Raw genomic sequence first — 11,455 nt, forward strand, 5'->3', positions numbered from 1 at the left:
TCTGGTGTTTGTCGTCGTTTGGTTCGTCCGAGACGCCCGGTCAGATCCCAGTGCTGTGAAGAGGATCTCCGCGAGTCGTGCCAGGATGCCGTTGCGATTGCTCACACGGTCACCCTAACGGCAGGTCAGGCGTCAGCGAGCGCGTAGCCCTCCTCGCCGTGCACGACCTGGTCGACACCGGCGATCTCGTCCTCGTTCGTGACGCGGAAGCCGATCGTCTTCTCGATCGCGAAGCCGATGATGAAGGCGACGACGAAGGAGTAGATCAGGACGCCGAGCGCGGCGATCACCTGGACGGCGAGCTGGCGGGCGTCGCCGCCGACGAACAGTCCGGTGCCGGTGGCGAAGAAGCCGAGGTACAGGGTTCCGATGAGCCCACCGACGAGGTGGATGCCGACGACGTCGAGCGAGTCGTCGAAGCCGAGGCGGAACTTCAGCTCGATCGCCAGTGCGCAGACCACACCGGCCAGCAGACCCAGCAGCAGCGCCCAGCCCGGCGTCAGGTTCGCGCACGCCGGGGTGATCGCGACGAGTCCGGCGACCGCACCCGATGCCGCGCCGACGGAGGTGGGCTTGCCGTCCTTGATCTTCTCGATGAGGATCCAGCCGAGGATGGCTGCAGCGGTGGCGCCGAGCGTGTTGATGCCGATGAGTCCGACACCGCCCATGTCCTCAGACAGCCACTCCGCACCGGCATTGAAGCCGAACCAGCCGAACCACAGCAGGGCGGCGCCGAGCAGCGTCAGAGGCACGTTGTGCGGCTTCAGGATGCCCTTCTGGAAGCCGATGCGCTTGCCGAGGACGAGCGCGAGGGCGAGGGCCGCGGCTCCCGCGTTGATGTGCACCGCGGTACCACCGGCGTAGTCGATCACGCCGATCCCGCTGTCCTCACCGAAGAGCGTGGTGCCGAGGTTCATGATCCATCCGCCACCCCAGACCCAGGCGGCGACGGGGAAGTATCCGACGGTGGCGAAGACGCCGGCGAAGATCAGCCAGCTGCCGAACTTCGCGCGGTCGGCGATGGCACCCGAGATCAGGGCCACCGTGATGATCGCGAACGTCGCACCGTAGGCGACGCCGAGCAGAGCGACGTTCGAGCCTTCACCGGCCGCGAGGCTGGAGAGGCCGATGTCGGCGAAGGGGTTGCCTGCGAAGGCGGTGGGGCTGTCGACAGCGCTCATCGAGAATCCGAAGAGGATCCAGAGCACTGCGACGAGGCCGATCGAGCCGAAGCTCATCATCATCATGCTGACGACGCTCTTGGCCTTCACGAGGCCGCCGTAGAAGAAGGCGACGCCGGGCGTCATGAGCAGTACGAGGGCGGTCGCGGTGATCGCCCAGGAGATGTTGCCTGGAGCATCCATAGTCAAACCTCACATTCGGGAACTGAGAGCTTCAGTGTGACGAGGCCCGATTTCCGGAATGCGTGAGGTTTGTTGCGGCGACGTTACAGGAGCGCCCCGGGTGTGAACATCGCGTTACGCGACACTGCGATCCGCGTGTGTAAGTGCATTGAGTCTGGAGATGGCGCGCAGATACTTCTTGCGGTATCCCCCGCCCAGCATCTCCTCGGCGAACACCTGGTCGAGGCTCACGCCGGTGGCGACGATCGGGATCTGCGCGTCGTACACCCGGTCGACGAACGCGACGAATCGCAGCGCCTCGGACTGATCCGTCAGCACCTGCACGTCTCGCAGACCCACGAGGTCGAGACCGGAGATGACACGGAGGTACCTCGAGGGGTGCACTCGAGCGAGGTGGCGGATGACATCGCCGAAGGTGTCGTCGGACGCGGTGCCGCTCGCGGCCCCCGTCTCGATGGCCTTCCCGTACTCGGCGTCGTCGCTCACGACCGCATGACCGTCGAGGGCGCGCTGACGGAAGTCGACGCCGTCGATGCGGATGGTCTGGAAGCTGTCCGCCATGGCGTGGATCTCGCGCAGGAAGTCCTGCGCCGCGAATCGTCCCTCGCCGAGTGCGTTCGGCGGAGTGTTCGAGGTCGCCGCGAGCTTCGTGCCCGTGGGCACCAGCTCGCCGATGAGACGGGTCATCACCATCGTGTCGCCCGGATCATCGAGCTCGAACTCATCGATGCAGAGCAGATCCGCGCCCTTGAGGAGGTCGACCGTGTTCTTGTATCCGAGTGCACCCACGAGAGCGGTGTACTCGATGAAGGATCCGAAGTACTTCCGACGAGCCGGCATCGCGTGATAGATCGCCGCGAGCAGGTGGGTCTTGCCGACGCCGAAACCGCCGTCGAGGTAGACCCCGGGTTTGGCCTCGGGTTCCTTCTTCGCCCTGCTAAAGAAACCGCCGCGCTTGATCGGGGCGCCGGGGGCCGCGAAGCGGATCAGCGTCTCCTTGGCCTCTTCCTGCGAGGGATAGGCGGCATCCGCCCGATAGCTCTCGAAGGTGGCGCCGTCGAACTGCGGCGGCGGGACGAGGCTCGCCAGCATCTCCGGACCGGAGACGGTCGGCTGGCGGTCGGTCAGGTGCACGATGCCCGTGCGGCTGGGCGTGTCGGTCATCAGAGTCCTGTATCGGGGGGGCGCACCTGTGTCGAAGTCTTACGAATCGGGTGCAGGGCGCACGGCGTGGATCTATCGTCGAAGTATCGGCTCCACATTACGCCGTCACCACCCTGCACCATCGCCGCTCACCGTCTGAGGAGATCCCTGTGGCCATCGAGTTCGACACCACCTCGCCCAAGTTCGCCGAGTACTCCGAGCCGGGGCGGCTCGTGAGCACGGAGTGGCTCGCCGAGCGCCTGGGAACACCGGGGCTGGTCGTGGTGGAATCCGACGAGGACGTCCTGCTCTACGAGACGGGGCACATTCCCGGTGCGGTGAAGGTCGACTGGCACACCGAGCTCAACGACCCCGTGGTGCGTGACTACGTCGACGGCGAGGGCTTCGCGACGCTGCTCAGCCGCAAGGGGATCTCCCGCGACGACACCGTCGTGATCTACGGCGACAAGAACAACTGGTGGGCCGCCTACGCGCTCTGGGTCTTCTCGCTGTTCGGCCATGAGGATGTGCGTCTGCTCGACGGCGGCCGTGACCGCTGGATCTCCGAAGGACGCGAGATCACGCGCGACGCACCGACGCCCACGCCGACCGAGTACCCGATCGTCGAGCGCGACGACTCCGTCATCCGCGCGTACAAGGACGATGTACTCGCCCACATCGGCAGCCCGCTGATCGACGTGCGCTCTCCCGAGGAGTACAACGGTGAGCGCACCACCGCCCCCGCCTACCCCGAAGAGGGCACGCTGCGGGCCGGCCACATCCCCACCGCCCAGAGCGTGCCGTGGGCCAAGGCCGTGGCGGAGGACGGCGGATTCCGCTCGCGCGCCGAGCTCGATGCCATCTACCGGGACGGCGCCGGACTCGCGGACGGCGACGAGGTCGTCGCCTACTGCCGGATCGGTGAGCGATCCAGCCACACCTGGTTCGTGCTCACGCACCTGCTGGGGTTCGAGAACGTGCGCAACTACGACGGTTCCTGGACCGAGTGGGGCAGCGCGGTGCGGGTGCCGATCGTGACAGGCTCGGAGCCCGGTTCTCTCTGACCGTGGGAGAATGACGGGGATGAGCACCAGCCGAGTTCCTGACACCCTCGCCGAGATCCGCGACGGATTCCTGGAGACCCCCGAGGCCGATCGTCTACTGCTCCTGCTGGAGTATTCCGACGAGCTGCCAGAGGTCTCCGAGGACGTCGCGAATCATCCCGAGATGTGCGAGCGCGTGGCCGAATGCCAGTCGCCCGTCTACATCTACGTCGAGGTCGACGAGGGCATCGTCACGATGCACGCCACCGCTCCGCCGGAGGCTCCGACGACGCGCGGGTTCGCGAGCATCCTGGTGCAGGGGATCTCCGGCCTCACCGCCGACGAGGTGCTGGCGATCCCCGACGACTACCCGCAGTCGATCGGCCTCACCAAGGCCGTCTCGCCGCTGCGGATCGGTGGCATGACCGGAATGCTGATGCGCGCCAAGAAGCAGGTCAGTCAGAAGCGCTGAAACCCTGCGCGGTCAGCCATCCGGTGATCGCGGCGTTCCAGCCGTTCTGGTCGTAGTTCCACAGCTTCGTGTGCCGAGCGACCGAGAAGCTCGGCATCGTCACGAGATCCGGCCGGGCGTGCTGCAGCGCGTGCGAGGCATCTGCCGGCACGAAACCGTCGTCGTCGCTGTGCAGGATCAGGATCGGCACCGCCAGTTCGTCGGCCCTCGCGACCATGTCGAGACGGTCGAAGGGGATGGCGTCCTCCGCCCCGCTGAGTCGCGCGGTCAACGGCACCGAGAGTGCGCTCATGGCGAGGTCCGGAAGGGGCGCCCGCATCCCCGCCTCCCTGGCCTGATACCGGAGCACGGTCCGCCAGTCGATCACCGGGGATTCGAGGATGAGCCCGGCGATGCGGTGGCGATGGCCCGAGTTGACGGCGGTCTGCAGTGACACCGCACCGCCCATCGACCACCCCATCAGGATCACCCGCTCGGCTCCGTGCCGCAGCGCGTAGGCCACCGCCGCATCGACGTCGCGCCATTCTGCTGCCCCGAGGGCGTAGGCCCCCGCACGGCTGCGCGGCGCCTCGCCGTCGTTGCGGTACGAGACCACCAGATTCGGGAATCCCGCCGCATGGAGCACCGGCACCGCCCGCAGGCACTCGGCACGCGTCACTCCGCGTCCGTGCACCTGGATGACCCAGGTCGAGGACTCCGCGGGGAAGAACCACGCGGGGCAGGGGCCGGCGGGCGACCCGATCAGCACGTTCTCCCATCGCAGGTGCAGCTCGCTCGGCGTCGCGTAGTACCAGCCGCTGAACGCCGCATCCCGGTCGACCTGAGCGCCGGTCTCGATCTCGGTCAGCAGCTTGCGTCGCACACTGGTCGCGTCGACGCTGAGCACCGCTCCGAGCTTGACGTAGCCATAGGTGCCCGAGGTGAACAGGCCGTAGCGCCCCGGCAGCTCGGTGTCGCGCGTACGGGACAGCTCGATGGTCTGTGCACCGGTGTCGACAGCGAGGATCCGCGCATCCGCCGGACGTTTCGCCGGAATCACCACCCGCCGTGCGATGCGCAGCACGAGCAGGGTCATCGCGGCCCCGAGAGCGAGCAGCACAGGGACAAGGAGCGCAACGGCGTGCCTGAGACTCTTCATCGCTTCCTGACTCTAGCCTGTTGCCGTGACCGCACACCCCGATGCCGGGACGATCTTCGACGACGCCGTGGCCGAATTGCGTGATATCGCGTTCCGCGCGGACATCACGATCCGAGAGATCCCCACGCCGCAAGGCCTCGCCCCGCATGCGCTGGCGCTCGCCGCTGACGTCCGCCCGGAAGACGACGGCGAGTCCGCATACGGCACCGGCCGTTTCGTGCTCCTGCACGATCCCGACACCCCCAGCGCCTGGGACGGCGCATGGCGCATCGTCATCTTCGCCCAGGCCCCGCTGGAGACCGAGATCGGCACCGACCCGCTCCTCGCCGATGTCACCTGGTCCTGGCTCGTCGACGCCCTGGACTCCCGTGGAGCGGTCTACCACTCGGCATCCGGCACGTCGACCAAGACGCTGTCGAAGGGCTTCGGGACCCTCTCTCTCGAGGGAGACGGCGCTCAGATAGAATTGAGGGCGTCCTGGACACCCGATGGCCCCTTCGCCCCCCATGTCGAAGCCTGGGTCGAGCTGGTCGGGATGCTGGCGGGTCTTCCGCCCGGTTCCGAGGGCATCGCCGTGATCGGCGCTCGAAAGGCAGCACGTGACTGAATACTCCGTGATCTCCGACGTGTCGGAGTTCCGTGCGGCCTGCGCCGCCCTGGCCGCAGGCTCGGGCCCGGTCGCCGTCGATGTGGAGCGGGCATCCGGATTCCGCTACTCCCAGCGTGCGTACCTGGTGCAGGTGTACCGCCGCGACGCCGGCGTCTTCCTGTTCGATCCGCCGGCGATCGGCGACTTCTCGCCGCTGCAGGAAGCCATCGGAGACGTGCTGTGGGTCTTCCACGCGGCCAGCCAGGACCTGCCCTCGCTGCGGGAGCTCGACCTCGTGCCGCACTCCATCTTCGACACCGAACTCGCCTCGCGACTGCTCGGTCATGAGCGCGTCGGTCTCGCCGCCGTGGTCGAGAACGCCCTCGGCATCACGCTCAAGAAGGAGCACTCCGCGGCGGACTGGTCGACCCGCCCCCTGCCCGCCGCGTGGCTGGAGTACGCGGCACTGGACGTGCTTCACCTGATCGACGTGTACGAGATCCTGCAGGCAGAGCTCGAGGATCAGGGGAAGACCGAGTTCGCCGCCGAAGAGTTCGCTGCGACGCTCACCCGCCTGCCGAAGCCGCCCCGCGAGGACCCGTGGCGACGGCTCAGCGGACTGCACCAGGTGCGCGGGGCTCGCAACCTGGCCGTCGCACGCTCCCTCTGGCAGGCTCGCGAGTCGTTCGCCCAGGACCAGGACGTCTCCCCCGGGCGACTCGTTCCGGACCGGTCGCTGGTCGCCGCCGTGCTCGCCAACCCCCAGAGCAAGCAGGCCCTCGCCGGCACCAAGGAGTTCCAGGGCCGAGCGAGTCGCTCTCAGATCGATCGGTGGTGGCAGGCCATGGTGGACGGCCGCTCGACCGAGGATCTTCCGCGCGAACGCGTGCCGAGCGACACGCTTCCTCCTCCCCGCGCATGGGCGGACCGCAATCCCGAGGCCGATGCTCGTCTGAAGGCGGCACGCCCCGTGGTGGAGGCGACGGCCGAGGAGATGGGCATGCCCACCGAGAACCTGCTGACCCCCGACTACCTGCGTCGCGTCGCCTGGGATGTGCCGGGCCCGACCGCCGAGGACATCGGAGCAGCGCTCGAAGCGCTCGGCGCCCGCCCCTGGCAGATTGCACAGACCGCACAGAAGATCGCCGACGCCTTTGTAGAGGCGGCGCAAACCCCGGACGAGACGCCCGCAGACGCTTCGTAGGTTCGATCCAACCGATTCCTCCCGGTTTCCGGCCCTCCATAGACTGAGGCCACCGCACAAACTTGGAGGCAGAGTGGCCGAGATCTCGGACGTCTTCTTCGTCGATGGAGTGCGCACCCCCTTCGGGCGCGCCGGCGAAAAAGGCATGTACTGGAACACCCGCGCAGACGACCTCGCCGTGAAGGCGACCATCGGCCTGATGGAGCGGAACGCCGCGGTTCCCACGGACCGCATCGACGATGTCGCCATCGCCGCGACCAGCCAGACGGGTGACCAGGGCCTCACGCTCGGCCGTTCCGTCGCGATCCTGGCCGGTCTTCCGCAGACCGTGCCCGGCCTCGCCGTCGAGCGCATGTGCGCCGGCGCGATGACGAGTGTCACCACCATGGGCGCCTCGATCGGCGTCGGCATGTACGACTTCGCCCTCGCCGGCGGAGTCGAGCACATGGGGCACCACCCGATCGGCGCCAACGCCGACCCGAACCCGCGCTTCGTCGCGGAGAAGATGGTCGACCCCGGGGCCCTGAACATGGGGGTGACCGCGGAGCGCATCTTCGATCGCTTCCCGCATCTGACCAAGGAGCGCTCCGACCGGTTCGGCATGCTCAGCCAGCACAAGGTGCAGGCGGCCTACGAGGCCGGCAAGATCCAGCCCGACCTCGTCCCGGTCGCGACCAAGACCGCCGACGGCGCCTGGGGTCTCGCCACGGAGGACGAGGGCCGACGCCCGCAGACGACCATGGCGGATCTCGCCGCACTCAAGACGCCCTTCCGCCCGCATGGCCGCGTGACCGCGGGCACGTCGTCGCCGCTGACCGACGGGGCGACCATGTCGCTGCTCGCCGGTGGCGGGGCGGTGAAGGAGTTCGGACTCGCGCCGAAGATGCGCATGGTGTCGTTCGCGTTCGCGGGGGTGCAGCCCGAGATCATGGGCATCGGTCCGATCCCCTCGACCGAGAAGGCTCTGAAGAAGGCCGGGCTGACGATCGCCGACATCGGGCTGTTCGAGCTCAACGAGGCCTTCGCGATCCAGGTCATCTCGCTGCTCGACCACTTCGGCATCGCCGACGACGACCCCCGGGTCAACCAGTGGGGCGGCGCCATCGCACTCGGGCACCCGCTCGCGGCGTCCGGCGTACGTCTGATGATCCAGCTCGCGGCGCAGTTCGCTGAGCGTCCCGACGTGCGCTACGGCCTGACGGCCATGTGCGTCGGTCTCGGACAGGGCGGCTCCGTCATCTGGGAGAACCCGCACTACGACGGCAAGAAGAGGAAGTAAGCGCCGATGGCACACTCGATCTCCGCACAGTACGCGAACGTCGACTTCTCCCCCATCCAGGCCCTCACCGACGGCGAGGTGATCACGCACTCCCCCGTGCGCGACATCCGCCTCGCGTCCGGCAAGGTGCTGGCTCTGATCACCCTCGACAACGGACGCGATCACACGCGTCCGAACACGCTGGGCCCCGCCACGCTCACCGCTCTCGGCGAGACGCTCGACGGTCTCGCCGCTCGCGCCGCTGCCGGCGAGATCCAGGCCGTCGGCATCACCGGCAAGCAGTACATCCTGGCCGCCGGGGCCGACCTCTCGGACATCAGCAAGGTCGGCTCGCGGGACAACGCGCGCCTGATCGCGCAGCTCGGCCACAAGGTGCTCGGCAAGTTCGGCGAGCTCGGCGTCCCGTCGTTCGCGTTCGTGAACGGGCTGGCGCTGGGCGGCGGTCTCGAGATCGCGCTCAACTCGAGCTACCGCACCGTCGACGCGTCCGCCGCGGCGATCGCGCTCCCCGAGGTCTTCCTCGGCATCATCCCCGGCTGGGGCGGGGCCTACCTGCTGCCCAACCTGATCGGCATCGAGAACGCCCTCGAGGTCGTCATCTCGAACCCGCTCAAGCAGAACCGGATGCTGAAGCCGCAGCAGGCCTTCGACCTCGGCATCGTGGACGCGATCTTCCCGGCGGCGAACTACCTCGAGAACTCGCTCGCCTGGGCGGACGCCGTCCTCGGCGGCAAGAAGGTGGAGCGCAAGAACGAGCCCGGCAAGATCGAACGCCTCACCAAGTGGCCGATCGCCATCAAGATGGCGCGGAACATGCTCGAGTCGAAGATCGGCACCGTGCCGAAGTCTCCCTACGCCGCGCTGGAGCTGCTCGACAAGGCCAGGAGCGGTACGAAGGCGGAAGGCTTCGCCCGGGAGGACGAAGCTCTCGCAGATCTCGTCACGGGCGACCAGTTCGCGGCATCCATGTACGCGTTCGACCTCGTGCAGAAGCGTGCGAAGCGTCCGGTCGGCGCTCCCGACAAGGCCCTCGCCAAGAAGGTCACGAAGGTCGGCATCATCGGTGCGGGACTGATGGCGAGCCAGTTCGCGCTGCTCTTCGTCCGCAAGCTGCAGGTGCCGGTGCTGATCACCGACCTCGACCAGGCGCGCGTCGACAAGGGCGTCGCCTACATCCACGAGGAGATCGGCACGCTCGAGGGCAAGGGCCGCCTGGACGCGGACTCCGCGAACAAGCTGCGCGCGCTCGTCACCGGCACGACCGACAAGAGCCTGTATGCCGACTGCGACTTCGTCATCGAAGCCGTGTTCGAAGAGGTCGGTGTCAAGCAGCAGGTGTTCGGTGAGATCGAGAAGATCATCGCCGAGGACGCGATCCTGGCGACCAACACCTCGTCGCTCTCGGTCGAGGAGATCGGCGCGAAGCTCGAGCATCCCGAGCGCCTCGTCGGCTTCCACTTCTTCAACCCGGTCGCGGTGATGCCCCTGATCGAGATCGTGAAGACGCCGACGACCTCGGAGGCGGCTCTCTCGACCGCGTTCGTGGTGGCCAAGAGTCTCGGGAAGAACGCGGTGCTCACCGCGGATGCTCCCGGTTTCGTGGTGAACCGACTGCTCGCCAAGGTCATGGGCGAAGCGGCGCGGGCCGTCTACGAGGGCACCCCGATCACCGACGTCGAGAAGGCCTTCGCCCCTCTCGGTCTGCCGATGGGGCCGTTCCAGCTGATCGACCTGGTCGGATGGAAGGTTGCCGCGCACGTGCAGGACACGATGGCGCACGCGTTCCCCGAGCGCTTCTACGCGAACGAGAACTTCCATGCTCTCGCCGAGCTCGACGCGGTCATCGAGAAGGACAAGGGCGGTCGCGTGACCGGCTGGACGAAGCAGGCGGAGAAGCTGATCAAGCCCGCCGTCGGCACGACGCCGGCCTCGGCCGAGACCATTCTGGGGCGGGTGCAGGACGGCCTCGCGAGTGAGATCAAGCTGATGCTCGATGACGGCGTCGTGCCCGAGGTCGAGGACATCGATCTGTGCCTGATCCTGGGCGCCGGCTGGCCGTTCATCGACGGCGGCGCGTCGCCGTACCTCGACAGGGAGGGCGCCTCGGAACGCGCCTTCGGCGGAGAGTTCCACACCCCGCAGATCCGCGGCATCGAGAACCGCTGACAACGATCCGAAGACCGCAGTGCCGTGCGGCGAGCACGGCGCTGCGGTCTCTCTGCGCGTCTACTCCGAAGCGAGGAGTCGGGTTCGTCAGGCGTGGTCGCCCGATGCCGGCACCATCATCGTGAGAGCTGCGGCGCGGACGCCGATCGTGCACTCCCCCGTCGCCACCCGCTCGCCGTCGGCGTACACCGCCAGGCCGGGAGCGGAGATCGCGACCGAACGCACCCGGCGATGCGACACCTCCGCGGCGCTCAGATGGCGGCCCCGCAGGAGTCGGGGGAAGAGCGCCACCAGGCGCAGGCGACCGAGTGCCCGGACGTGCACGACGTCGAGCAGCCCGTCATCCGGCGTCGCGCCCACGCAGATCGGCATCCCGCCCCCGTAGCTCTCGGTGTTGCCCACGGCGATGAGCGTCCCCGCCGCATCGCGTGCAGGCTCGCCGTCGAGAGACAGCCGGAAGGGAACCGGGCGAAGACGGACGAGCTCGATGAGGAGCGCCAGATAGTAGCGCAGCGGGCCCGACGGCCAGCGCAGACGATCGGTGCGCTCGGTGACCTTGGCGTCGAATCCCAGGGCGGCGACGGTGAGGAACAACCGGGTGCTCTCGCCGGAGCGCACCTCTCCGACATCGATCACGCGGCGGCGGCCGCTCATCGCGACCAGCGCGGCGCCGGCGGCGGAGCGCAGGGGCAGCCCGAGTGCGCGAGCGAGATCGTTGCCGGTCCCGGCGGGGACGAAGGCCACGGGCACGCTCTGACCGCAGAGCAGGTCGAGGAGGCCGGACAGGGTGCCGTCACCGCCGACGACGACGAACACCGTGGGCCCCGCCGCCAGCGCCCGCACGGCGAGTTCGCGCGACTCGGCCGCCGACGCTCCGGTGTAGGCGCGCACCTCCGCGCCGCCGGCGCGCAGACGATCGACAGCGTCGGCCGCGATCCTGACCGCGCGGCCTTTTCCGGCCGCCGGATTCGACAGGACGGCGACGTGACCGCTCATCGCTTCATCCCGTGCGGCGGTCTCCACCCCACGCGGACCCTGCGATCGATGCCCGCCACGG

At 68.2% G+C, this 11,455-nt stretch carries 10 protein-coding genes; 6 read left to right on the forward strand and 4 right to left on the reverse strand.

Annotated elements, in window-relative coordinates; translation table 11 throughout:
• Window positions 1-125: 125 nt before the first annotated feature.
• A complete protein-coding gene (locus ABTZ43_RS09825; RefSeq protein ID WP_045255048.1) occupies window positions 126-1,364 on the reverse strand; it encodes an ammonium transporter in 1,239 nt (412 codons plus the stop codon).
• Window positions 1,365-1,478: 114 nt separating this feature from the next.
• Window positions 1,479-2,528 carry a cell division protein ZapE gene (zapE, locus tag ABTZ43_RS09830; protein ID WP_350538650.1) on the reverse strand — a complete coding sequence of 350 codons (1,050 nt, stop codon included), beginning with the start codon at window positions 2,526-2,528 and terminating at the stop codon, window positions 1,479-1,481.
• 149 nt (window positions 2,529-2,677) lie between these two features.
• Here zapE and ABTZ43_RS09835 point away from each other — a divergent pair, with 149 nt between their 5' ends.
• Both ABTZ43_RS09835 and ABTZ43_RS09840 read left to right on the forward strand, forming a co-directional pair.
• Window positions 2,678-3,571, forward strand: a complete 894-nt coding sequence (locus tag ABTZ43_RS09835) for a sulfurtransferase (protein WP_350538651.1) — start codon at window positions 2,678-2,680, stop codon at window positions 3,569-3,571.
• 19 nt (window positions 3,572-3,590) lie between these two features.
• Complete coding sequence (locus ABTZ43_RS09840; RefSeq protein ID WP_056417757.1) at window positions 3,591-4,022, forward strand: SufE family protein; 432 nt, start codon at window positions 3,591-3,593, stop codon at window positions 4,020-4,022.
• Here ABTZ43_RS09840 and ABTZ43_RS09845 read toward each other — a convergent pair.
• The gene (locus tag ABTZ43_RS09845; protein WP_350538652.1) at window positions 4,006-5,160 is read right to left on the reverse strand and encodes an alpha/beta hydrolase; all 1,155 of its coding nucleotides are present in this window, start codon (window positions 5,158-5,160) and stop codon (window positions 4,006-4,008) included. The two genes, ABTZ43_RS09840 and ABTZ43_RS09845, sit on opposite strands and share 17 nt — an antisense overlap.
• A 25-nt stretch (window positions 5,161-5,185) precedes the next feature.
• Between ABTZ43_RS09845 and ABTZ43_RS09850 the strand changes: the two genes are divergently transcribed.
• The 4 genes from ABTZ43_RS09850 to ABTZ43_RS09865 all read left to right on the forward strand — a co-directional run bounded on the left by ABTZ43_RS09850 (window position 5,186) and on the right by ABTZ43_RS09865 (window position 10,398).
• Window positions 5,186-5,767, forward strand: coding sequence for a DUF3000 family protein (locus ABTZ43_RS09850; RefSeq protein WP_149422982.1), 582 nt, complete (start codon window positions 5,186-5,188; stop codon window positions 5,765-5,767).
• On the forward strand, window positions 5,760-6,953 hold the full coding sequence (locus ABTZ43_RS09855) for a ribonuclease D (protein WP_350538653.1): 1,194 nt from the start codon (window positions 5,760-5,762) through the stop codon (window positions 6,951-6,953). The genes ABTZ43_RS09850 and ABTZ43_RS09855 overlap by 8 nt, the downstream gene beginning before the upstream one ends.
• Before the next feature lie 73 nt (window positions 6,954-7,026).
• Window positions 7,027-8,232, forward strand: a complete 1,206-nt coding sequence (locus ABTZ43_RS09860) for a thiolase family protein (protein ID WP_056417768.1) — start codon at window positions 7,027-7,029, stop codon at window positions 8,230-8,232.
• A gap of 6 nt (window positions 8,233-8,238) precedes the next feature.
• Window positions 8,239-10,398 (forward strand): 3-hydroxyacyl-CoA dehydrogenase NAD-binding domain-containing protein, encoded by a 2,160-nt coding sequence (locus ABTZ43_RS09865; protein WP_350538654.1) that lies wholly within the window; start codon window positions 8,239-8,241, stop codon window positions 10,396-10,398.
• 87 nt (window positions 10,399-10,485) lie between these two features.
• On the opposite strand, the gene ABTZ43_RS09870 is transcribed toward ABTZ43_RS09865, so the two are convergent.
• Complete coding sequence (locus tag ABTZ43_RS09870; protein ID WP_350538655.1) at window positions 10,486-11,394, reverse strand: diacylglycerol kinase family protein; 909 nt, start codon at window positions 11,392-11,394, stop codon at window positions 10,486-10,488.
• Between the last annotated feature and the right edge of the window lie 61 nt (window positions 11,395-11,455).

This window comes from Microbacterium sp. NPDC097977 (assembly GCF_040302605.1).
Lineage (GTDB): Bacteria > Actinomycetota > Actinomycetes > Actinomycetales > Microbacteriaceae > Microbacterium.

What these genes read in the sequence shown, in the direction of transcription:
- ABTZ43_RS09825 (WP_045255048.1), bottom strand. Translation starts at nt 1,364, where the DNA reads ATGGATGCTCCAGGCAACATCTCCTGGGCGATCACCGCGACCGCCCTC.
- zapE (WP_350538650.1), bottom strand. Translation starts at nt 2,528, where the DNA reads ATGACCGACACGCCCAGCCGCACGGGCATCGTGCACCTGACCGACCGC.
- ABTZ43_RS09840 (WP_056417757.1), top strand. Translation starts at nt 3,591, where the DNA reads ATGAGCACCAGCCGAGTTCCTGACACCCTCGCCGAGATCCGCGACGGA.
- ABTZ43_RS09845 (WP_350538652.1), bottom strand. Translation starts at nt 5,160, where the DNA reads ATGAAGAGTCTCAGGCACGCCGTTGCGCTCCTTGTCCCTGTGCTGCTC.
- ABTZ43_RS09865 (WP_350538654.1), top strand. Translation starts at nt 8,239, where the DNA reads ATGGCACACTCGATCTCCGCACAGTACGCGAACGTCGACTTCTCCCCC.
- ABTZ43_RS09870 (WP_350538655.1), bottom strand. Translation starts at nt 11,394, where the DNA reads ATGAGCGGTCACGTCGCCGTCCTGTCGAATCCGGCGGCCGGAAAAGGC.